Below are 20,386 nucleotides of genomic sequence, written 5' to 3'. Positions count from 1 at the left end.
CATCTTATTGACAATCGGAGGAAGTGTCCTATTGGCTAGTCCACTGAACCACGTAGGGTGTGGCCCGGATCACTCGCACCGGCCCGCGGGCCGATCTCGGAGAAGGTGGAACCCCATGGGACCGGAATGGGTCGCAATCCTCGCGCTCGTCGCACTGTTCGTCATCGGCACCCTGTTGCCGATCAACATGGGCGCGCTGGCGTACGTCGCCGCCTGGCTGGTCGGCATGTACTCGCTCGATCTGGACGAGAAGGAGATCCTGGCCGGGGTCAGCGGTGACCTCATCCTGACGCTGATCGGGGTCACCTATCTGTTCGCGATCGCGCGCAACAACGGCACCGTCGATCTGATCGTCAGATCCGCGGTGCGCGCGGTCGGCGGCCGGGTCGCCTTCATCCCGTGGGTGATGTTCGCCGTCACGGCGCTGCTCACCGCGATCGGCGCCGTCAGCCCCGCGGCCTGCGCGATCATCGGCCCGGTCGCCCTCGGCTTCGCCGGTCGCTACCGGATCAGCCCGCTGATGATGGGCATGATGGTCGTGCACGGCGCGCAGGCCGGCGGGTTCTCGCCGATCAGCATCTACGGCTCGATCACCAACTCGGTGATGAAGGAGTCCGGGCTGCCTGACAGCGAGCTCACGATCTTCCTGGCCAGCCTGGTGGTCAACACGCTGATGGCCGCCATCCTGTTCTTCCTGCTCGGCGGGACCAAGCTGCTCTCGGTCCGGATCGATCCCACGGACGAGGGCACGACGGTCTCCGACGACCTGCACCGCGGCGGCACGCCGGTCGCGGCCCGGGGGACGGGCGCCGCGACGCCGGTCGGCACCCGTGCGCAGGGCGCGCGCCTCGACCAGGTCTTGACCCTGGTCGCCTTCGTCGCGGTCGCGACCATCGCGCTGGTCTTCGACAAGAACATCGGGTTCACCTCGATCACCGCGGCCGTCATCCTCGCCATGCTCTCCGCCGAGGAGCACAAGGACGCCGTCAAGCAGATCGCCTGGCCGACCGTCCTGCTGGTCGCGGGCGTCAGCACCTACGCCACGATCCTGACCACGGCGGGCTCCCCGGAGTTCGTGGGCAAGTGGGCGGCCGGCCTCGGCGTGGCCGCGGTCGGTGCGCTGGTGCTCTGCTACGTCGGCGGCGTCGTCTCGGCGTTCGCGTCCTCGACGGCGCTGCTGCCCGTGATCATCCCGATCGCGATCCCGCTCATCGCCGAGCACGGCATCTCCGCCGCGATGTTCGTGGCCGCACTGGCCGTCGCGTCGACCATCGTCGACGTGAGCCCGTTCTCCACCAACGGCGCGCTCATGCTGGCCAACCGGCCGGACACGATCGAGGAGCAGGTCTACTACAAGCAGATCCTCACCTACAGCGTGATCGTGGTCCTCGTGGGTCCGCTCCTGGTGTGGGCGGCGCTGGTGCTGCCGGGCTGGTGACGGTCAGCCGACCGACACCTCCGCCGCCGGGGAGAGGGCGGGCGCATCCTCGCGGCGGCCGCCGAGCTGGGCCGCGGCCCCCGCGATGACGACGAGGGAGATGCCCGCGACCTGCGCGGGGGAGAGGGCCTGGTCGAGGATCGCGAAGCCGAGCAGAGCGCCGAACCCGGGCTCGAGCGCCATCAACGTCCCGAACGCGGTGTGCGTCATCCGGCGCAGTGCGAGCATCTCGAGCGCCATCGGGAGCACCGGCATCAGCAGGGCGAGGAGCGCCGCCCACGCGAGGGCGTCCACGGTCAGGTGCGGAGCGGCCTGGGGGAGTCCGACGACAGCGGTCGCGACGGCAGCGACGGGGATCGTCACCGCCAGCCCGGTCACGCCGGCGTAGCGGTCGCCGACCCGCTGGGTGAGCAGGATGTAGCCGCCCCAGCCCACCGCGGCGAGGACCGCGAAGGCCACGCCCGGTGCGTTGACCTCCCCGTGCCAGGGCTGGGTGAGGACGACGACCCCGGCGAGGGCGAGCGCCGGCCAGGCGAGGGTCCGCCGGCTGGAGCTGCGCACGGCGGCCACCGTCAGCGGCCCGAGGAACTCGATCGCCACCGTCGTGCCGAGGGGGATCCGCTCGATCGCGGCCAGGAAGGCGACGGTCATCAGACCGGTGGTCGCGCCCAGGGCGAAGAGGACCGGCAGGTCGGCGCGCCGGATGCCGCGGAGACGCGCGCCTCCGATCGCCAGGAAGACGACCGCTCCGAGACTGAGCCGCAGCCACGCCGTGCCGGCCGGCCCGGCCTCCTCGATGAGCGGCATCGAGAGCGCGGAGCTCAGCTGGACCGAGACCATGGCGCCCACCGCGAGGGCCCAGGGCGGCACCGTCGCTCCGCCGGCTACGGGACTCATGCCTCGCTCCTTCCGGATCGCCACTCGCCGATCAGGCCGAGGCGGCGGCGCTGCTGGGCGGCGGCCGACGCGTCGAGGCCGCTCGCGCGGTCCTCGAGGCTCGCGGTGATCCGCTCCCGATGGTCGGTCGGGTTGTGATCGTCGTACTTGAACTTGGCATCCACCCGCTCGACCGCGAGCCGCAGGCCACGGATGCCCGGCAGCATGCGGCCGTAGCGTCCTTCGCCCGGCACGACGTCGGCGTAGTGCCCCTCGGGCTGGAAGTCGGCGAGCTGCGCGGACAGGATCTCCGCCTTGTCCTGCGGGTCGTCGACGATCGTGGGCCGGCACACGAACTGAACGCTCGCGTAGTAGCTGGTCGGCACACCGTCCTCGCTCGGATCGCCGGCCCGCGCCCGCCAGTAGCCGGGGATGAAGGCATAGTCGCCGGTCACGACGAGGCGGACCCGGCGCGCGGCCTCGAGATGGGGCCAGGCCGGGTTCGGCCGGGCGAGGTGGACGAGGAGCTCGTCCTCGGCGATCGTGAAGTGGGTGGGCACGACGACGGGCGCCTCGTCCGCGTCGACGTTGTTGACGGCGAGCACCCCGAACCGGTCGGTGGTGGCGAGCCACTCCCGCCACTCGGTGGTGTCGACGGCCGCGTCCCAGGGATGGATGAGCATGCGGTTCCTCTCAGTGACTGGCCGGCGAGGTCGCGCCCACGCCGGGCTCGAAGACCGACAGCGAGAAGCGCGCGACCTTGCGGCCGGCGTTGGCATAGGAGTGGGGGACGTCGCCCGGGAACGCGATCGCGTCACCGGCCCCGAGCCGCACCGTCTCCTCGCCCACGACGACGGTGATCGCGCCGTCGTGCACCTGGAGCAGCTCGCGGGTGCCCGCGGTGTGGGCCTCGCTGGCGTGGAGGTCCCCGACCCCGAGGGTCCACTCCCACAGCTCGAGCACGTCGGGCGGCTCGGTGCCGGCCACGAGCACGCCCCGCCCGCCGTGCTCTCCGGTCCACAACGCCGCGCCCTCGCCGTGTCGGGTCACCTGGACCGGCTTCGACTCCGGCGGCTCGACCAGTGCTGGGAGACCGACCCCGAGGGCGTCGCTGATGCGCAGCAGCGTCCCGACGCTCGGGTTGGCCGACCCCTGCTCGACGTTGACCACTGCCCGGCGGCTCACGCCCGCCGCCTCGGCGAGCTGGTCCAGCGTCCACTGTCGTGACTGGCGCTCCTGCTTGACGCGCGCGCCGATCGCGGTCGCGAGGGCCGTCGTACTCTCGTCCATGAGTGCAGCATAGTGCACTCATGGTGCACCGTCATATCGGAGCGCGATCGCGCACGCCAGGACGAGGAGCAGGCTCGCCTGATAGGCGACGAGGTAGACGGGGGAGGTCGCCACACCGGCGATCTGGCCGCGATGGTCTCCGACGGGTTGGGCGCACCGTGGACGTTGACCCGAGGTCGGCGCGCCTGGCTGGGACTTCCTCGGGACCCACCGGCTTCGAATGTCCGGTCGTGCCCCCCTTGTGACACCTACGGCAGCTGAGACGTCCTCCATTCCTGCCGCTCGCGTCACGAGGGCCGAAACGGCGCAGGACACCCACCTCGGCCAACCTCTGATCTGAGCTAGTGGACAGGCTGCGTATCAAGTCCGAACGTATTCCCGGCCGTTCTGAGAGACTCAGTTCATGGAGACCGTCGTGCCGCCCGTGTTCCGGTACCACCCGGACCCGCGTGCGACGGGGGCTGTGCGTCAGGCCGACGACGAGTGTGAGCGCTGCGGTCAGGCCCGCGGATTGATCTATGCCGGCCCTACTTATGCCGTCGACGAGGTCGAGTTCATCTGCCCGTGGTGCATCGCTGATGGCAGCGCAGCCAGCGAGTTCGAAGCCGAGTTCACTACGGTCGACGGAGCACCCTCAGACGTGCCGGAGGACGTGCTTGATGAAGTTCTGCGCCGAACGCCGGGGTTTGCGGGATGGCAGCAAGAGCGGTGGCTCTTCCACTGTTCGGATGCCGCTGAGTTCCTCGGCCGAGTTGGTTACGAGGACGTCGTAGACATCGAGAGTGCGATTGAGGCGCTGGTGCTCGACGGCTGGCCTTCAGATGTGCTGCGACACATGCGTGCCGACGGCGACCTGACCGGCTACCTGTTCCGTTGTCGACACTGCGGGACCAAGTTGGCCTACGCCGACGCATCCTGACGGGCTCCCTGGCTCCGCTGCTCAACGGCCTCGCTGCAGGGCCCGGGCCTGCGATGATCGACGCATGGACGCGTTTGACGAGGTCTGGAACCGAGCAGCGACGGCCAACGGCGGCCCTGATCCTCACCGTTACGCAGACTGCAAGATGACATAATGTCACTTATCGGCGCTACCAAACCCACCATCGCGGAGCACCGGCACAACTGCCGAGACGTCGAGATCGGCGGCGACTTCGACGTCGGCCGCGAATCCCGTGCTGATGAGCTCGCGGCGGCTGAGGCAGTCTGCATGCGCTGCACGAGACTGCTGAGGCCTGCGTCGAAGAGCTCGACGGCCGCCCGGGCTTCTGGGCCCAGCGCAGCGCGGGACGAAGTGAGTTGTCATAACTCCAACGCTCGTCAGCAGTGATCACCGCGATCGACTTTCCGGCTGCAACGGCCGGAGCCAACCTTTCGATCAGCGATGCGCTGAGGACACGCCACGGGAGACCTCAGTGCATCGTTGTTGGTAGCAACGCTTTTTGGGGGCGTCGGCGGTCAGTCGGCGTTGAGGTGGAGCCGGATCGTGGTGCGCACCCAGCGCCGGTACTGGTCGAGGGACCAACCTCGTTCGATGACGAGGCTCCTGTAGGTGCCGAGGCCTGTGAGGCCCCACAGCATGTCCGCGAACGCGCTGGCACGCATCTTCGGCGGCAGCGCGCCTTCTTGCTTGAGCCGTTGCGCTACGGCGAGCAGTACGCCGTAGCGGTCCTCCTCGCCCGGACGCAAGGTCTCCTCGACCTCCGGGTGCTGCCGTCGTGCCGTCGTAAGGGCCTCGTGGATCCGCCACACCCTCGAGGAGACCTCGACGTCCGCGGCGATCGTTGCGTCGAGCGCATCCAGCGCCGTCTTGGCGGCAGTGATCGGATGCCGATCCAGGACCGGGAGGACGTCGGTGGTGAAGATGTGCAGGTGGAGCGCAGTGAGCAACTCCGCCTTGGAGGCGAAGTGGAGATAGATCGCCTGGCGGGAGACTCCTGCCCGCGTCGCGATCGCCCCGAGCCCGGCGCCGTGGTAGCCCAGCTCCTCGAACATCGCGCGCGCCGCTTCGAGGATCTGGGTCCGAGTCTCGGGCCGCCCAACGCTTGACATGCTGTCAACCGTAGCCTACTTTACAGGCAGTCAAGTCAAGGGCTGAGGGCGGAGAGCCATGAGTCGCTATCTGATCGCGACCTGGGACGGCGCGGGCAACCTCGTGCCGACGCTGGGGATCACCCGCACGCTGGTCGAGCGTGGCCATGACGTCCGGATGCTCGGACACGACACGATCGCCGAGAGGTGCGGCGATGTGGGCGCCCGCTTCGTCCCGTTGACCCAGCGCGCAGGGTGGGACGCGATGGAGGATCCGGATGACTTCGAAGCCGAGGTGAAACTCATGATCGAGGGACTCTGCTTCAGCTCGACCATCGCCCGCGACCTCGCGCGAGAGTTGGATCGGGAGCCGGCCGACGCGGTGCTGGTCGACGCCATGTTGTTCACGGCCATCGACGTCGCGCTGGCATCGGGCACTCCGACCGCGGCCCTCTTCCACACGCCGTACACGATCTTCCGGGGCGGGCCCCTCGTCGAGGCGTTCGCGCCTGGCATCGCGATCGCCAACGCGCACAGGGCGGACCTCGGTCTGCCGGCGATCGAGAGGATCGGTGACATCCATGACGCCTGCGCGAAGGTGATCGTCGCGGTGCCGAAGGAGTTCGAGCCCGATGCGCCGGACGCCCCCAACGTGCTGCGCATCGGCCCCGTGCTCGACGCTCCCCCGCTGTCCCGCGAGATCGACGAGGTCGACATCCGCGACGGGTCGACACCGCTGGTCCTCGTCAGTCTCAGCACCAGCGAGCAAGGCCAGGCCGATCTGCTCCAGCGATGCGTCGACGCGGTCGCGCAGCTGCCGGTCCGCGCCATCGTCACGACCGGATCGGTCGATCCCGCCTCCGTCAACGCGAGCCCCGACACGCAGGTGGTGCGGTACGCGCCACACGCCGAGATCCTCCCGTCCACGTCGCTGGTGATCACGCACGCCGGCTTCGGCACCGTGATGGCCGCGCTCGGTCGCGGTGTGCCCCTGCTGTGCACGCCGATGGGCCGCGACCAGTTCTTCAACGCAGGGCAGGCGCAGACCCTTGGCGCGGCTCGGATGCTGATGCCGGACTCCAGCAGCGACACCATCGCCCAGGCCGCGGCCGACATCCTCGAAGACGATCGTTTCACGGCCGCAGCGAAACAGCTGGCCGTCGCCATCGGCGGCTACGGCGGCGCGGCGAAAGCCGCCACCGCGATCGAAGCGCTTTGATCACGTGCACCGGACAGCGGGCGATCGGCGGGACGCGCACCAGCGTGACGACCTCCACGACGCGGTTCAGAGGGCTGTCGGCGATCACGGGACAGTGACCTGGTCCGCGGCCGGGCGCCCGCTACTGTCCCCGCATGGAGATGGAGACGTGGCAGGTCGAGGTCGATGGCGGGACGCTGCACGGGCTGCGGTGGGGATCGGGCGACAACATCGCGGTGGCCGTGCACGGGATCACCGCCAACGCGATGTCCTGGCAGGCCGTCGCCGAGGCATTGCCTGACGACTGGAGTCTGGTCGCCATCGACCTGCGCGGACGGGGACGCTCCCGCGACCTGCCCGAGCCGTACGACGCCGAGCAGCATGCCCGCGACATCGGCGCTGCACTCGTGGCGACAGGAGCACGGGTGCTGGTCGGGCACTCGCTCGGCGCCTACCTCGCGGCCAGCACCAACCACCTCTCCCCCGGCCTCGTCGACCGTCTCGTCCTCGTCGACGGCGGGCTCCCGCTGCCGGTGCCCGCGGGAGTCGACCCCGACGAGCTTCTCGCCCTGACGCTCGGCCCCGCCCTGGAGCGGCTGCGCCAGACCTGGCCGGACGAGGAGGCGTACGTCGACTTCTTCCGCGCCCACCCGGCGATGGGTCCCTACTGGACGCCCGGGGTCGAGGCCTATGCCCGGTACGACGCGCTTCCCATCAGCGGTGGTGTGTCGGCTCGTGCCGTCGAGAAGTCCGTGCGCGTGTCCGGCCGAGAACTGCTCACCCGCGGTGACGAGGTCGGCCGGGCGATCACCGAGCTCGACGTACCCACCGACCTCCTCGTCGCCGAACGGGGGATGTTCGACCAACCCGGAGCACTGATGCCGGACGAGGTGATCGATGCCGCGGTGGCTGCGCAACCCCTCCTACGCCTGACCCGGGTGCCGGACACCAATCACTACACGATCCTGTTCGCGCCCGACGCCGCTGCCGCCGTGGCCGCGGCCATCGCAGGTCGGTGATGGTCGGGGCCAGCCCTGCGACAGCTGTCGCTGAGGCCGTGGCGGCAGCGGCCCGGGTCACTCCCGACCGCTGTCGCTCGAGCAACGGCCAATCTCTACTTGGCGCAGAAGATGCTGACCGGGACGGTGGCGGTATCGGTCGCGCCGGACGGGTCGGTGATCGTGTAGGTGAAGGAGTCGGTGAACGTGCAGTAGTCCCCATGGAAGTCGTCGTCTGCCCATTTGAGTGTGTAGATGAGCGGGAATGCGTAGATCGCATTTCCGCTGGGGTCGATCGTCACGCTTCCGAGCGATGGCTGGGTGTAACTCTGCACGCGCAACGTGTCCGCGTCGGCATCCGTGTCGTTCGCCAGCAGGTTGCCCTCGAACGAGCCCGTCCTATAGAACCCGACGGCGTCATCTCCACTGGACAAGTACATCGCGGCCAACGCGAAATGATCGTCGTTCGCGACCGGTGCGGTGTTCGCGGTAGGGGCGACATACGGCTGCAGGACGCCGCCGCGCGCAGCGTACGACGTACACGCCTCCTTGCTGGAGAACTGCACGTTGTCGCTGGTGGCGAGAGTCGTCCAGTTCTGCTCGCAGGACTTGGAGTTAGGCGCGTTGCCGGGGCCTGCGCCCGAGGGCTTGGCCGTGGCGGCGGTGGTGCCGACGAGAGTGAGGGCGGTGACCGCTGAGAGCGTGGTCGCGGCCCGGAACAGAGATCTGCGCATATCGAAGTCCTTCGGGAGGGAGCGGTTGTCGAGGGGTTGAGGCTGGGCATTGAGCCTATGGCTGGTCGAGCATCTGGGCGGCCGGATGTACGGGTGAAGTCGCGGGTGAAATCGTCGCCGCGAGCGAGTTGATTCGGCGGGTGACGACTCGGTGGACGACGACGGCTCTCGACCGTGCTGCCGCGGCGCAGAAGCCGTGAGCGTTTAGCCAGCGGTGCGTCGGGCAGGACGCCCTCCGGGCCCGTCGAGGCTGCCGCCGACCAGAACTGAAAGGTGATCACACCCGCGATGTCGTTCGAAGTAGTGCCGGGAGACCTCGCAGCCGCCGGAGGCCAGGTCAAGGACTTGTCCAACGCGGTGCCGCTGATGACGACATTCCTCGAGACCCATCTGCACCTCAACGGCGACTCGAAGCTCTTCGCTCAGTTCAAGGGTGAGGTCGACAAGGTCCGCACCACCCTGGTTGCCGACTACCCGGCCAGGGCGCAGCCGACCTTCGTCGCTGCCGGCGGCGCGCTGGAGGAGATGGCGGCCGACTACAGGCAGGTCGACCTCGCCCAGGCTGCCGCGTTCGACGCGTTGCTTCCCGACGACCATGAGCAGTCCGGCGTCAACGACATGTACGCAGGGGGTGTCACGCCGGGGGTCGACTTGTCTGAGTTCTCCGCGCTGCTGGCGGATCCGGCGAGCGAGTTCGCTGTATGGGAGCAGTTCCAGGCGATGCGAGACGCGGTGAAATCCGTCCTGGGCTGGGACTGGCTCTTCGACCTGCTGGGGCTCGTCGGGGTTCCGAACCTCTCGCAGACCGTGACGGAATGGCTGCAGGGTGACTATGACTCCATGGGCAGGTGCATGGCAGCCCTCAAGCAGGTCTCCGAGTTCTGGTCCCTCGTCCGGCGGGAGATGGCCGCGTCGATGATCCACGTGGACTCGACCTGGAGCGGAAACGCCGCGGATGCGGCCTTCACCTGGTTCAGCGAGTACGACGAGATCCTTGCCGAACACGCCACCAACGTGAACGGCGTGCACTCCCGCGTGTACGGATACGCGATGGGACTCCGGATGGTCCTCGACTCGCTCGCCTCGCTGTTCCAGACGCTCATCGAGTTCGTTACCGGCGTCTCGGGGTTCCCGAACTCATGGACTGATGTCCTCGAATGGCTGACGCGAGGCGCAGGGCGGATGGTCCTCAAGAAGATCTTCCTGATCGTCGACGCGATCCTCCTGCTGCTCGACGCCGCCATCCTGGTCTGCGGCCTGCTCACCATGGCGTTCTCCCAGATCGCCGGACACGGAGAGATCGCGCTTCCCGACGACACCCCTGCTCTCGAGCCCTCCGACGTGGACGGTCCGTGATGGTCTGGCCACGCGACCCCGAGCAGCCGTTCACCCTGCCACGGCTCACGCCACCCGACCTGCCGCCGGAGGTCAAGGCCCTGGTTGCACGTGCCCAGGAGCAAGCGCGGCGGGCCACCAAGATGCGGATCCCCCAGTCCGAGGCTGGCCCGGGGCAGGGTCGCGACCCGCTGGAGGCGCTCGCCCGTCGCACGACCGACCCCGAGTACCACGCTCTACTGGCCCAGCTCCGGGCCGGCGAACTGACCCGCGGTGAGGTGATGCGACACCCGGCCTACCTGCGCAACGCACGGCAGGCCATGCGCGACCTGCTGGCAGAGACGGCCAGGCTCGCCGACGGGGGCGCGAGCCTACGAGCCCAGGGCCGCGCCGCGTGGGAGGAGTTCCGCGCTGACCCCGACGGCGACGAGTACGACGAAGAGCCGGCGCACCGCACCTGACGGATCGGTTCTGTGAACGGCGGAAGCAGAGCAGAATCGTCAGGTACGACGGCCCGCCGGGCCCTGCCGTAGACCACCGACGCACGGGAGGCTGGTGCCATGCGCAAGCTCACGTTCGGGATGAACGTCAGCCTGGACGGCTACATCGCCGCACCCGGCGACGACATCGGCTGGAGCGTGCCGAGCGACGATCTGTTCCAGTGGTGGTCCGACCGGGTCGGCTCCACCGGGCTGGCGCTTTACGGACGCAAGCTGTGGGAGACGATGAGCTCGCACTGGCCGACGGCGGACCAGCAGCCCGGCGTCACGCCGGCGGAGCTCGAGTTCCGCCAGCGCTGGATGGCCATGCCCAAGGCGGTGTTCTCCTCGACGCTCAGCACTTCCGGCCCGCTCGGCACGCTGGGCGCGGAGGACGTGAACGCCCGCCTGGTCACCGGCGACGCGGTCGCCGAGATCAGTCGACTCAAGGCCGAGGACGGCCCTCCGATGGACATCGGCGGCGCCACCCTGGCTGCGGCAGCAATGCGGGCCGGGCTGATCGACGAGTTTGTGCTGGCCACCGCGCCGGTGCTGGTGGGCGGCGGCACCCCGTTCTTCACGGCCTTGGACGACTGGGTGAACCTGGAGCTCGTGGAGACGCTGACCTTCCCCGAGGGCGTCGTGCTCACCAGGTACGAGACCCGACGCTGATCCTGGGATAGAACTGCTCCGTGCTCTGGACGTGGCCCCGCCTGCGCTCGACCGTCGTGGCCCTGGAGCTGCCCGAGGACCAGTACGTGGTCGGACTCGCCGGTGCCATGCTCGCCAACGAGTCCGTCGAGTCCGCCGACGAGGTGGTGCTGCTCGCCACCGACCAGCTCCGCGAGGAGCTCACCAGGGAGGACTGGCCGTACAGCGCCGACAAGGACGGACTGACCTGCCCCGGCGAACCCGGTCTGGTGGTCCGCGGCGGCGACGTCAGCGACACCTACACCGCACCGATCGCGACCCTGATCGCCGACGCCTGGCACCAGGACGGGCTGCGCGTCGTCTCGGTGCTGCGGATCGAGCGGCAGGCCATCGAGAGCTTCCTCGCCCGGTCCGCCTCCGACTCCGAGCCGACGCCGGAATCCCTGACCTGGACCTGGCCACGTCTGCGGGAGGCGGTGACGGCGCTGGGACTCCCCCGCCCTGCGTACGTCGTCGGGCTCGCCGGCGCCCTGCTCGCCAACGAGTCCGTCTCCGCCGTCGACGGGGTCGAGCTGGTGGTCACCGCCGAGCTCCGTGACGACCTCGTGCAGCGCGGCTGGTCGGTCGATGCCGACGGTGTGCTGTTGTGTCCGGTCGAGGACGACCTCTCGGCCCGATCGAGCGACCTCGACGACACCTACGTCGGTGACGCGGACGAGCTGACGGGCGACGCGTGGCTCCGCGACGACGTACCGCTCGTCTCGATGGTGCGGGTGCGTGCGCCGGCGGTGGAGGCCGTCCTCAGGTCCAGCCGTAACACCGGGGGCCGGCCGGACACTACAAGGACATGAGCACTCCCGAGGACGCCGACTTCAGCGAGGCGTGGCGCCGCGACGGACCCCGCGTCGCGGCCTACGTACGCCGCCACGTGGCGCCCGACGACGTCCAGGACGTCGTCGCCGAGACGTTCATGCAGGCCTGGCGCCGCTGGGACGACGTCCCGGACCCGCCGATCGGCTGGCTGATCGCGACGGCGCGCAAGGTCGTCGGCAACAGCCGGCGCTCGGCCCGCCGCCGCACGGCCCTCCGCGACCGGCTCGAGCTGCTGGACCGGGCGGCTCGCCCCGAGGCCGACGCGGGCATGCTCGCGACCGACCGGATGGCCGCGCTGGAAGCGCTGGCCGCCCTCCCCGACGACCACCGCGAGGCGCTGCTCCTCGTCGCCTGGGACGGCCTGTCCCCCGACGCCGCGGCCGACGTCCTCGGACTGCGCCCGGGCACCTTCCGGGTCCGCGCCCACCGCGCCCGCGCCGCTCTCGCCGACCTCGACCCACCCACGGACCTGCGTGCCGCCACCCCCAGCCGACCCCTCACCGAAGGTGGACTGCGATGACCACGGACTCCCTCGCCGCCCGCGTCACGGACCTCGCCCCCACTCCCCCGGCCCTCGACCCCGACTGGTCCGAGGCGACTCTGGCCCGGATCCTCCGCGACGACCGGGCTGCCGCGCGGGCAGCGGCGGTACGCCGCCGACGCGGTCGCCGTCGGACCGCGATCGGGCTGGGGCTGGCGCTCTCGGCCGTCGGCAGCACCACCGCCTTCGCGCTCGGCGGTCCGATCGATGTCGTGACCAGCGCGATCGAGGACTTCGCCCGCCAGCCCAACACCACCGGCAACGGGCTCGGCGAGCTCCACGAGCCCGCGCTCGTCGCCCAGTTCGACACCGACCACGGCGTCTTCGCGATCTGGGTGGCGACGTCCTCGACGGGCAAGGTCTGCTACGCGATGAGCGACGGCGTCTGGGACGGCACGGGAACGCCCACGAAGAAGGAGCTCGAGTACGGCTGCGGCGGGATCATCTGGGTCGGCGACGACGTGCCGCCCCAGGAGCTCACGTCGCCGGACCAGCTCGGCGGCTACTTCACCGACAGCGAGCCCCTGGTCTACGGCGTCTCGCCGTGGCCGGCCGCCACGCAGGTGCGGGTCCAGGCGCCCGGCGTCGACCGCACGTTGCCGGTGCGGGACGACTCCCACGGGTACGGCGCCGCGCTGCCCGAGGCGGTCGGCGTGCCGCAGGTGACCTTGACCTTCCTCGACGCGCAGGGCCAGGTCCTCGGCACGAAGGTCAGCGTCGCTCCGGTCGGGTGACCCGGGCGCACCAGCACCGGCCCCAGGTCGACCACGCCTTCGGCGCTACTCCGTGGCAGCCTCCGCGTCGATGATCCCGTGGCCGTAGTTGCTGTTGAACGCAGGTGTTCCGACGCACGTGGCGTTCCAACTGGCCGGCCGTCCCTCCTGCGTGTAGTCCAGCAACGCCGGGTCCGGGCAGGCCGTGGGGGTCGCCGTGCCGGTCATGACCTGGTGGACCGCGTCCGGCGACATGCTGAAGCCGCCCGCTCCGTCCGGGGTGCCGTGGGCGGCGATGATCAGCGCCGCCACGCCCGCTGCGTGCGGGGATGCCATCGAGGTCCCCTGGAGGTACTGGTAGTAGGCGCAGGTGCCGTGGTCGCACTCCCGGAGGTAGAAGTGAGGATCGCTCAGTCCGCCGCCCGGGTTGACCGCGCCCTCCTCGGCGGCCACCTTCGCCGGGTAGGTCGACAGCACCATGTTCTCCGGCTCACGGTGGTCGTTGGTGCCGAAGTGGTCGCGGAACCAGCCGCCGGGGGCGGCGACGTCGATGGAGCCCAGGCCCCAGGTGGAGTAGTCCGCCTTCACGGTCGACGGTCCGATCGCGGACACATGGATCACCCCAGGCGCCTCGGACGGCAGGTCGAGGCAGTTGCTCGTGACCGTCCGCACCTTCTCGCTGCCGGCCGGGTAGTCCGGGCTGGTGTCGTCGAAGCGGGTCGGCGCGGCGAGGTCGGTGTGCTGGTTGCCCGCGGCCGCCACCAGTGTCACGCCGCGGCTACGCGCGTAGGCCACCGCGTCGAGGATGCCGCTGCGGATCGCGGCCTGCTGTGCGATCTCCTCCGGGGTCGGCGTCCCGGCGACGTAGTCGGCCGCCGACGCGCAGTTGTAGAGCCACGGGTCGGTGTAGAAGCTCATGTTGACGACGTCGAGGCCGGCGTCGCCGGCGTAGGTCAGTGCGGCGAGGGTCTCGAAGAAGAAGAAGTATCCCGAGTCCTGCCCGGCGCGGACGTTGACCAGGGTCGCGTCCGGCGCGACGCCGGCGATGCCGCGACCGTCGTACGCCGCGGCGATCGTGCCCGCCACATGGGTGCCGTGCCCGCCGTCGTCGACGTCGGCCGGGTCCTGACAGGTGGCGACCTCGCAGGGCCCGTCGATCTCCGGGATGTCGGTCGTGAAGTTGCGGCTCAGCTCCGCGTCGAAGTTGGGGGCGAGGTCGGGGTGGCTGGCGTCGATCCCGGTGTCCATGACGCCGACCAGGACACCCTCGCCCGTCGTGTGCGCGTGGGCGCCGTCGGCCGTGGCGCCGATCATCCTCATGTCCCACTGCAGCCAGGAGAAGCTCTCCGGCCCCGCCTTCTTGTCCTTCGGCCCGACCGGCCCGGCCTTGCCCGCGGTCGCGGCGTAGGTCGCGCGGTCGTCGAGTGCTCGCTCGTCGGCGAAGCGATGCTGCATCCCCTGCGTCCCGATCCCGACGGAGTGGTTGCGGACGACGGAGCGCACCGCTCCGGACCTGAGCACGGCGGCGGAGAACCCGCTGTCGTCGGTGGTGACCTTCGCGACCCCGAGCTGCGCGACCTCGTCCCGGACGACGCCGCCGGCGGCGGCGATGGCCTGCCGTGCCTGTCCGGCGCTGGTGCCGTCCGCGTAGAAGACGACGAACTCGCCCGTCCCGTTGGCCGCCGCGACGGCCGCCTGGGGCTCGGCCTGGGCTCCGGTGCCGGGTGCCGCGAGGGTCAATCCCGCGGCGAGGACGGCGAGAACTCCGATGTGATGCCGGCGCATGGGCTTCTCCTATCGGTGCAGGATCCTTCGCACACTACGCCCGCTTCCGGAGGCTGAACAGGGTCAGCCTTGCGAGCGCGAGCAGCGTGCCCGGCGCGCCGGTGCTCAGCCGCTGAGAGGGCCGAGGACCGGCGGATCGCCCGCGAAGCGGAGACGGGTCACGAGGGCGGGCGGCACGAGCGCGAGGCCGTCCGGATCGAGGACCGCGACCTGTCCCTGGGCCGCGATCTGCCCGACGGCCTCCTTGAGCAGATAGCGCGCGATGCCCTGGTCGTGCTTCATCCGCCGAACGAAGAGGCGCCCGATCACGAGGAGGCGCTCGGGGGCCACCCCGGCGGCCTCGGCTGCTCGGTCGACCCACGCAACGTCCGCCGGTGGTCGGTAGACCTGGACGTGCCCGACCACGTTCCTCGTCGGAGCCACGCTGACCGGTGCCTGGTCGAACACCCAGGAGAGGTCCGCCTCGATCTCGGTGAGCCATGTCCGCGGCGATCGGCCGGCCAGGACCCCCGGCCCGTCGGGGAGCTCGAGCAACATGTCGGCCAGGCGGCCGAGATCCTGCTCCCTGCGCTCACGGATCATCGCAGCGACCCTAGTCGAGGCAGAACTCGTTGCCCTCCGGGTCGGCCATCACGATGTGGCCGGCGGACATCGGGGGCGCGGGCTCGTGCCGCTCCACCCGAGTCGCGCCGAGCGCGACGAGGCGCTCGCACTCCGCCTCGAGCGCGGCCATCCGCTCCTCCCCCGCCGATCCGGGGGCCGCGCGGACGTCGAGGTGGACGCGGTTCTTGGCGACCTTGTCCTCGGGCACCTGCTGGAAGAACAGCCGGGGACCGTCGCCGTCGGGGTCCTCGATGGCCGAGCGCGCGTTGCGCGCCGGCTCCGGGACGCCGATCCGCTCGAGGAACGCGTCCCAGGCGGCGAGCGGGTCGTCGCCGGGCGCCAGGGCGACGCCGGGCGGTCCGGGGTGCACGTAGCCGAGGACGTCGCGCCAGAACGACGAGAGGGCGCGCGGGTCGTGGCAGTCGAACGTGATCTGGAGGTGTCGGCTCATGGCTCCGGTTCTACCGGGAGGCTCCGACAGTCTCTCTTCCACGCCCCGCCACTCTCAACGTATAGCGGACAGGGGGGCTTGCCGCAAGGCCCCTGGGAGGAGGCAGAATCCCGGTCTCCGCAGGGCCGACCGGCCACGAGAACCCCCATGGGAGCTGACGATTTGACCCACGCGACGACTCGCGCGTTCGACCTCCACGATCACCCGGCCAAGGCCGACCCCGGTCTCATCGCTGCCGACGAGGCGCACTTCGGGGCGATCGAGACCAGTCTCGAGCGTACCGTCGCCGAGCTCGAGGACCGCCTGGCCGACGTACGCCGTCAGCCGGGTGGAACCGGGCAGGAGGCGATGGACCGCGATCTCGAGGTGCACCGCCTCGGCTCGCGGCTGCGGGCGTTGCGCCGCTATCGCCTCGACCTGTGCCTGGGGCGCATGGTGACGGCTGACGGCGAGACGGTGTACGTCGGCCGGTTCGGGCTGACGGACGTCGACGGCCGGCGGCTCCTGGTGGACTGGCGCTCCCCCGCCGCCGAGCCCTTCTTCGGCGCCACGCACGCTCAGCCGATGGGGCTGGTCAGCCGACGGCGTTACCGCTGGACCGGTGGACGCGTCACCGACTACTGGGACGAGGTGTTCAGCGCCGACGCGCTGGCCGCCGGTGGCGCTGCGCTCGACGACCAGTCCGCCTTCGTCGCGAGCCTGGGCAGCAGCCGCTCGGAGCAGATGCGCGACGTGCTCGCCACGATCCAGGCCGACCAGGACGCGATCATCCGGGCCGGCTCCCGCGGCACCCTCGTCGTCGACGGAGGTCCCGGCACCGGCAAGACCGTCGTGGCCCTCCACCGCGCGGCCTACCTGCTGTACGCCGATCCCCGGCTGGGCGACGGGCGGGGCGGGGTCCTCTTCGTGGGGCCGCACCAGCCCTATCTCGCCTACGTTGCCGACGTCCTGCCGAGCCTCGGTGAGGAGGGCGTGCTGACGTGCACCATGCGCGATCTCGTCGTCGAGGGCTCCACGGCGGTCGAGGAGACCGATCCGGAGGTCGCCCGGCTCAAGTCCGACGCCGCGATGGTGACGGCCGTCGAGCCCGCGGTGCGTCTCTACGAGGAGCCGCCGACGGAGGGCATGGTCGTCGAGACGGACTGGGCGGAGGTCTGGCTGGGTCCCGGCGACTGGGCGGAGGCGTTCGGTGCGCCGGACCCCGGCACGCCCCACAACGAGGCCCGCGACCAGGTCTGGGATGCGCTGCTGGACATCCTCGTGGACAAGCACGACGACGTGGACGCCTCCCCGGAGCAGATCCGCCGTTCGCTGCGTCGCAACGACGAGCTCGTCGACGCGGTGACCCGGGCCTGGCCGATGATCGAGGCGACCGACCTGGTCGGTGACCTGTGGGAGGTGCCGGCCTATCTCCGGCACTGCGCCCGCTGGCTCTCGCCCGACGAGGTCCGCGCCCTTCGGCGTACCGGACCGCAGGTGTGGACCACCGCCGACCTCCCGCTCCTCGACGTGGCCCGGGCCAGGCTGGGTGACCCCGAGGCGGCCCGCGCGCGGCGCCGCCGGGAGGCGAGCGCCGCCGCGGAGCGCGAGGAGATGGACCGCGTCGTCGACCACCTGATCGCGACCGACGACTCCGACATGATGATCATGTCGATGCTGCGCGGGGCCGACCTGCGCGGCGCCCTGGCCGCCGACGGCGGGCGGCCGGAGGCCCTCCCCGGCGATCCGGGTCGCTTCGCCGGGCCGTTCGCCCATGTCGTCGTCGACGAGGCCCAGGAGCTCACCGACGCCGAGTGGCAGATGCTGCTGCGCCGCTGTCCTTCGCGCAGCCTCACGGTCGTCGGGGATCGCGCGCAGGCGCGGCACGGGTTCACCGAGTCGTGGTCCGAGCGGCTCGAGCGCGTCGGGCTGCGCGACGTCGGGCTCGCGACGCTGACGATCAACTACCGCACCCCGGTCGAGGTGATGGCGGCCGCGGCACCGGTGATCCGCGCGGTCCTGCCGGACGCCAACGTGCCGACCTCGGTCCGCAGCACCGGCGAACCGGTCCGGTACGCCGACCGGAGCGAGCTCGTCGCCATCGTCGAGGAGTGGCTCGCGGAGCACGACGAGGGCGTCGCGTGCGTCATCGGCGACCCGTCCTTCCCCGCGTCTCCGCGCGTCCGCTCGCTCGCACCGGAGCACGCGAAGGGCCTGGAGTTCGACCTGGTGGTGCTCGTCGAGCCGGAGCGGCTCGGCATCGGGATCGAGGGGGCGGTCGACCGATACGTCGCGATGACCCGCGCCACCCAGCGACTGGTCGTCGTCGCCTGATCCCGATGAGCGGGACCACCCCCGCGGGGGCCGAGCGCCGCTCCCTAGTTTCCGGAGGGTGCCGAACGACGTCGCGATCACGACCAGTGCAGGCCCCGGGCTGCTGACCGAGGCCATCCGCGAGGCGGAGCAGGTGCTGCTGGCTGCGCCCCATGTCCGCACCGAACGCGACGTCGCCGAGGGGCTCGACTACCTCGCCGGTCTGGTGCGGGTGGCGCTGGCGAGCGCGTGGGCCAGCGACCCGGCGGACCCGCACTTCGCCCGCCCGTCGGCCCAGTGGACGAAGATGGGCCTCGACAACCCCGACACGCTCTACTTCGCGGCGCAGATCTCCGGCGACGCCGAGTACGTCGTCACCGGCACCCGCGGCAGCAGCGCCGACCTGGTCTTCCAGGTGCTCGCCGGCTCCCACGCCGGCAACACCGCTCCGGCGAGTCACCTGGCCTTCGACGACCGCGACTTCCCGATCGCCGACGACGGCAGCTTCGAGATCCGGTTCGGGCCCCGTGAGGACGCCGGGCCCGGCTACTTCACCCTCTCCCCCGACGCCCAGCGCCTCCTCGTGCGCCAGACCTTCAGCGACTGGACGACCGAGCGCGGCGGCACCCTGCGGGTCCAGCGCGCCGACCGGATCGGCGCCCCGGGCAGTCCGCTCACGCTCGACACCGTCGAGACGCGCTACGCCAGGGCCGGCCGCACCCTGCTCGGCTACGCGCGGACCTTCCTCGAGTTCGTCGAGCGGTTCTACCTCGACCAGCCGGTCAACACGATGTACGACCCGAAGCTCACTCCGGGCGGGCTGGCCAGCCAGTACAGCTCGGCCGGCCACTTCGACCTGGCCGACGACCAGGCGTTGATCGTCACCGTGCCCGCTTCCGGCATGCCCTACCAGGGGATGCAGCTCGGCACGAAGTGGTACGTCTCGCTCGACTACGTCAACCACCAGACCAGCCTCACCGCGGACCAGGCCCACGTCGATCCGGACGGCCGGATCCGGTTCGTGGTGAGCAGGCAGGACCCCGGCCTGGCCAACTGGCTGGAGACCACCGGCCTGACCGAGGGCTACCTCCAGATCCGCTGGCAGCGCGTCGACCGCCCGCTCACCGCCGAGGACGGACCGACCACCGAGGTGGTCCCGTACGCCGAGCTCGCGCAGCGGCTGCCCTTCCACGACCAGCAGCGGGTCACCCCCGCGCAGTGGGCCCGGCGGATCGCCGCGCGCCAGGCGGCGGTCGGCGACCGGATGATGTCGTGACGACGCAGAACAGCACCGACCCGGTCACCGACCCGGTCACCGGCGTGCTCGCCGGCAAGGTCGTCCTCGTCGCCGGCGTCGGTCCCGGCCTCGGCCAGGCCCTCGCCGTCCGCAGCGCCGTGGCCGGCGCGGACGTCGTGCTGGCCTCGCGCAACGCCGAGCGGCTCGAGGCGGTCGCCGCGGAGGTCCGCGCGGCCGGGCGCCGCGCCGTCGTCGTACCGACGGACCTGACCGACCCGACCGCGGTCCGCCACCTCGTCGACACCGGCGTCGCCGAGCTCGGCCGGCTCGACGCGGTGCTGCACAACGCCTACCTCCCACCCAGCCGCGAGAACCTGCTCGACAGCGGGCTCGACCGGGTCCGCGAGGAGCTCGCGTCCCCGCTGATGGCGCTGGAGATGGTGCGCCGCGCCGCGCCGGCACTCGTCGAGAGCAAGGGCTCGGTCGTCGTGGTGAACTCGATGATCGTGCGCAACCGGCTCCCCCGGTTCGGCGCCTATCGGATGACGAAGGCCAGTCTGCTCGCCCTCGCCCGCGGGCTGTCCATCGAGCTCGGCCCGCAGGGGGTGCGGGTCAACTCCATCGCGCCCGGCTACATCATGGGCGACGCGGTAGAGGCCAGCTTCGCCAAGGCCGCCCGGGAGCGCGGCGTCACGCCCGACGTCATCCACGACGAGATCGCCGCCGACACCGACCTGCGCCGGCTCCCCCGCCCCGAGGAGATCGCCGACGCCGCGGTCTTCCTCGCCTCCGACCTCGCCCGGGCGATCACCGGGCAGTGCCTGGACGTCACGTCCGGCGCCACCCACCACTGAGACGGGAGCT

The 20,386-nt window shown here is 70.9% G+C and carries 21 protein-coding genes; 13 read left to right on the top strand and 8 right to left on the bottom strand.

Annotated elements, in window-relative coordinates:
• The first annotated feature begins 115 nt into the window (after positions 1 to 115).
• Complete coding sequence (locus FHP29_RS13055; protein ID WP_139623269.1) at positions 116 to 1,438, top strand: SLC13 family permease; 1,323 nt, start codon at positions 116 to 118, stop codon at positions 1,436 to 1,438.
• A gap of 3 nt (positions 1,439 to 1,441) precedes the next feature.
• Here FHP29_RS13055 and FHP29_RS13050 read toward each other — a convergent pair whose 3' ends face one another.
• The 3 genes from FHP29_RS13050 to FHP29_RS13040 are packed head-to-tail and all read right to left on the bottom strand — an operon-like array spanning position 1,442 to position 3,604.
• Positions 1,442 to 2,335: an EamA family transporter gene (locus tag FHP29_RS13050; protein WP_205014065.1), complete on the bottom strand. Its 894-nt coding sequence runs from the start codon at positions 2,333 to 2,335 to the stop codon at positions 1,442 to 1,444.
• Entirely contained in the window at positions 2,332 to 2,997 is a 666-nt protein-coding gene (locus FHP29_RS13045) for an FMN-binding negative transcriptional regulator (RefSeq protein ID WP_139623268.1), read from the bottom strand. Before FHP29_RS13045 ends, FHP29_RS13050 begins: the two co-directional genes overlap by 4 nt.
• 10 nt (positions 2,998 to 3,007) lie before the next feature.
• On the bottom strand, positions 3,008 to 3,604 hold the full coding sequence (locus FHP29_RS13040; RefSeq protein ID WP_139623267.1) for a helix-turn-helix domain-containing protein: 597 nt from the start codon (positions 3,602 to 3,604) through the stop codon (positions 3,008 to 3,010).
• Positions 3,605 to 4,007: 403 nt separating this feature from the next.
• On the opposite strand from FHP29_RS13040, the gene FHP29_RS13035 reads away from it, so the two are divergent.
• Positions 4,008 to 4,523 carry a CbrC family protein gene (locus FHP29_RS13035; protein WP_139623266.1) on the top strand — a complete coding sequence of 172 codons (516 nt, stop codon included), beginning with the start codon at positions 4,008 to 4,010 and terminating at the stop codon, positions 4,521 to 4,523.
• 536 nt (positions 4,524 to 5,059) lie between these two features.
• Here the strand turns inward: FHP29_RS13035 and FHP29_RS13030 are convergent.
• On the bottom strand, positions 5,060 to 5,653 hold the full coding sequence (locus FHP29_RS13030) for a TetR/AcrR family transcriptional regulator (RefSeq protein ID WP_139623265.1): 594 nt from the start codon (positions 5,651 to 5,653) through the stop codon (positions 5,060 to 5,062).
• A gap of 58 nt (positions 5,654 to 5,711) precedes the next feature.
• On the opposite strand from FHP29_RS13030, the gene FHP29_RS13025 reads away from it, so the two are divergent.
• Both FHP29_RS13025 and FHP29_RS13020 read left to right on the top strand, forming a co-directional pair.
• Positions 5,712 to 6,851, top strand: coding sequence for a glycosyltransferase (locus FHP29_RS13025; RefSeq protein WP_139623264.1), 1,140 nt, complete (start codon positions 5,712 to 5,714; stop codon positions 6,849 to 6,851).
• 134 nt (positions 6,852 to 6,985) lie between these two features.
• On the top strand, positions 6,986 to 7,849 hold the full coding sequence (locus FHP29_RS13020) for an alpha/beta hydrolase (RefSeq protein ID WP_205014064.1): 864 nt from the start codon (positions 6,986 to 6,988) through the stop codon (positions 7,847 to 7,849).
• Between the two features lie 95 nt (positions 7,850 to 7,944).
• On the opposite strand, the gene FHP29_RS13015 is transcribed toward FHP29_RS13020, so the two are convergent.
• Positions 7,945 to 8,562: an Ig-like domain-containing protein gene (locus FHP29_RS13015; RefSeq protein ID WP_139623263.1), complete on the bottom strand. Its 618-nt coding sequence runs from the start codon at positions 8,560 to 8,562 to the stop codon at positions 7,945 to 7,947.
• Between the two features lie 288 nt (positions 8,563 to 8,850).
• Here FHP29_RS13015 and FHP29_RS13010 point away from each other — a divergent pair, with 288 nt between their 5' ends.
• From FHP29_RS13010 to FHP29_RS12985, 6 genes are all read left to right on the top strand, one after another.
• Positions 8,851 to 9,918 carry a hypothetical protein gene (locus tag FHP29_RS13010; protein WP_139623262.1) on the top strand — a complete coding sequence of 356 codons (1,068 nt, stop codon included), beginning with the start codon at positions 8,851 to 8,853 and terminating at the stop codon, positions 9,916 to 9,918.
• Positions 9,918 to 10,358: a hypothetical protein gene (locus FHP29_RS13005; protein ID WP_139623261.1), complete on the top strand. Its 441-nt coding sequence runs from the start codon at positions 9,918 to 9,920 to the stop codon at positions 10,356 to 10,358. The genes FHP29_RS13010 and FHP29_RS13005 overlap by 1 nt, the downstream gene beginning before the upstream one ends.
• Before the next feature lie 99 nt (positions 10,359 to 10,457).
• On the top strand, positions 10,458 to 11,048 hold the full coding sequence (locus FHP29_RS13000) for a dihydrofolate reductase family protein (protein ID WP_139623260.1): 591 nt from the start codon (positions 10,458 to 10,460) through the stop codon (positions 11,046 to 11,048).
• 20 nt (positions 11,049 to 11,068) lie between these two features.
• Positions 11,069 to 11,878, top strand: a complete 810-nt coding sequence (locus FHP29_RS12995; protein ID WP_139623259.1) for a hypothetical protein — start codon at positions 11,069 to 11,071, stop codon at positions 11,876 to 11,878.
• Positions 11,875 to 12,420, top strand: coding sequence for an RNA polymerase sigma factor (locus FHP29_RS12990; protein WP_139623258.1), 546 nt, complete (start codon positions 11,875 to 11,877; stop codon positions 12,418 to 12,420). The genes FHP29_RS12995 and FHP29_RS12990 overlap by 4 nt, the downstream gene beginning before the upstream one ends.
• Positions 12,417 to 13,175 carry a hypothetical protein gene (locus FHP29_RS12985; RefSeq protein WP_139623257.1) on the top strand — a complete coding sequence of 253 codons (759 nt, stop codon included), beginning with the start codon at positions 12,417 to 12,419 and terminating at the stop codon, positions 13,173 to 13,175. The genes FHP29_RS12990 and FHP29_RS12985 overlap by 4 nt, the downstream gene beginning before the upstream one ends.
• 45 nt (positions 13,176 to 13,220) lie before the next feature.
• On the opposite strand, the gene FHP29_RS12980 is transcribed toward FHP29_RS12985, so the two are convergent.
• The 3 genes from FHP29_RS12980 to FHP29_RS12970 all read right to left on the bottom strand — a co-directional run bounded on the left by FHP29_RS12980 (position 13,221) and on the right by FHP29_RS12970 (position 15,993).
• Positions 13,221 to 14,939 (bottom strand): S8 family peptidase, encoded by a 1,719-nt coding sequence (locus FHP29_RS12980; protein ID WP_139623256.1) that lies wholly within the window; start codon positions 14,937 to 14,939, stop codon positions 13,221 to 13,223.
• Positions 14,940 to 15,044: 105 nt separating this feature from the next.
• A complete protein-coding gene (locus FHP29_RS12975) occupies positions 15,045 to 15,521 on the bottom strand; it encodes a hypothetical protein (protein WP_139623255.1) in 477 nt (158 codons plus the stop codon).
• Positions 15,522 to 15,531: 10 nt separating this feature from the next.
• Positions 15,532 to 15,993 (bottom strand): VOC family protein, encoded by a 462-nt coding sequence (locus FHP29_RS12970; protein WP_139623254.1) that lies wholly within the window; start codon positions 15,991 to 15,993, stop codon positions 15,532 to 15,534.
• A gap of 147 nt (positions 15,994 to 16,140) precedes the next feature.
• On the opposite strand from FHP29_RS12970, the gene helR reads away from it, so the two are divergent.
• Genes helR through FHP29_RS12955 form a run of 3 tightly spaced genes read left to right on the top strand, consistent with a single transcriptional unit; the run spans position 16,141 to position 20,376 of the window.
• Positions 16,141 to 18,306, top strand: a complete 2,166-nt coding sequence (gene helR / locus FHP29_RS12965; RefSeq protein ID WP_192904012.1) for an RNA polymerase recycling motor ATPase HelR — start codon at positions 16,141 to 16,143, stop codon at positions 18,304 to 18,306.
• A 58-nt stretch (positions 18,307 to 18,364) separates the two neighbouring features.
• Positions 18,365 to 19,561 carry a hypothetical protein gene (locus tag FHP29_RS12960; RefSeq protein WP_205014062.1) on the top strand — a complete coding sequence of 399 codons (1,197 nt, stop codon included), beginning with the start codon at positions 18,365 to 18,367 and terminating at the stop codon, positions 19,559 to 19,561.
• Positions 19,558 to 20,376 (top strand): SDR family oxidoreductase, encoded by an 819-nt coding sequence (locus FHP29_RS12955; RefSeq protein ID WP_240044481.1) that lies wholly within the window; start codon positions 19,558 to 19,560, stop codon positions 20,374 to 20,376. Before FHP29_RS12960 ends, FHP29_RS12955 begins: the two co-directional genes overlap by 4 nt.
• Positions 20,377 to 20,386: the final 10 nt, after the last annotated feature.

Source organism: Nocardioides albidus, assembly GCF_006335005.1.
In the GTDB taxonomy this organism is placed as follows: domain Bacteria; phylum Actinomycetota; class Actinomycetes; order Propionibacteriales; family Nocardioidaceae; genus Nocardioides; species Nocardioides albidus.
The sequence above is the reverse complement of the archived record's forward strand: the minus strand, read 5'-3'. Positions and strand labels throughout refer to the sequence as shown.

Coding starts and splice junctions, on each gene's coding strand:
- FHP29_RS13045 (WP_139623268.1), bottom strand. CDS start 2,997: ATGCTCATCCATCCCTGGGACGCGGCCGTCGACACCACCGAGTGGCGG.
- helR (WP_192904012.1), top strand. CDS start 16,141: ATGGGAGCTGACGATTTGACCCACGCGACGACTCGCGCGTTCGACCTC.
- FHP29_RS13030 (WP_139623265.1), bottom strand. CDS start 5,653: ATGTCAAGCGTTGGGCGGCCCGAGACTCGGACCCAGATCCTCGAAGCG.
- FHP29_RS13035 (WP_139623266.1), top strand. CDS start 4,008: ATGGAGACCGTCGTGCCGCCCGTGTTCCGGTACCACCCGGACCCGCGT.
- FHP29_RS12975 (WP_139623255.1), bottom strand. CDS start 15,521: ATGATCCGTGAGCGCAGGGAGCAGGATCTCGGCCGCCTGGCCGACATG.
- FHP29_RS13025 (WP_139623264.1), top strand. CDS start 5,712: ATGAGTCGCTATCTGATCGCGACCTGGGACGGCGCGGGCAACCTCGTG.
- FHP29_RS13005 (WP_139623261.1), top strand. CDS start 9,918: ATGGTCTGGCCACGCGACCCCGAGCAGCCGTTCACCCTGCCACGGCTC.
- FHP29_RS12990 (WP_139623258.1), top strand. CDS start 11,875: ATGAGCACTCCCGAGGACGCCGACTTCAGCGAGGCGTGGCGCCGCGAC.
- FHP29_RS13000 (WP_139623260.1), top strand. CDS start 10,458: ATGCGCAAGCTCACGTTCGGGATGAACGTCAGCCTGGACGGCTACATC.
- FHP29_RS13010 (WP_139623262.1), top strand. CDS start 8,851: ATGTCGTTCGAAGTAGTGCCGGGAGACCTCGCAGCCGCCGGAGGCCAG.
- FHP29_RS13040 (WP_139623267.1), bottom strand. CDS start 3,604: ATGGACGAGAGTACGACGGCCCTCGCGACCGCGATCGGCGCGCGCGTC.
- FHP29_RS13050 (WP_205014065.1), bottom strand. CDS start 2,335: ATGAGTCCCGTAGCCGGCGGAGCGACGGTGCCGCCCTGGGCCCTCGCG.
- FHP29_RS13055 (WP_139623269.1), top strand. CDS start 116: ATGGGACCGGAATGGGTCGCAATCCTCGCGCTCGTCGCACTGTTCGTC.
- FHP29_RS12980 (WP_139623256.1), bottom strand. CDS start 14,939: ATGCGCCGGCATCACATCGGAGTTCTCGCCGTCCTCGCCGCGGGATTG.
- FHP29_RS12985 (WP_139623257.1), top strand. CDS start 12,417: ATGACCACGGACTCCCTCGCCGCCCGCGTCACGGACCTCGCCCCCACT.
- FHP29_RS13015 (WP_139623263.1), bottom strand. CDS start 8,562: ATGCGCAGATCTCTGTTCCGGGCCGCGACCACGCTCTCAGCGGTCACC.
- FHP29_RS13020 (WP_205014064.1), top strand. CDS start 6,986: ATGGAGATGGAGACGTGGCAGGTCGAGGTCGATGGCGGGACGCTGCAC.
- FHP29_RS12970 (WP_139623254.1), bottom strand. CDS start 15,993: ATGAGCCGACACCTCCAGATCACGTTCGACTGCCACGACCCGCGCGCC.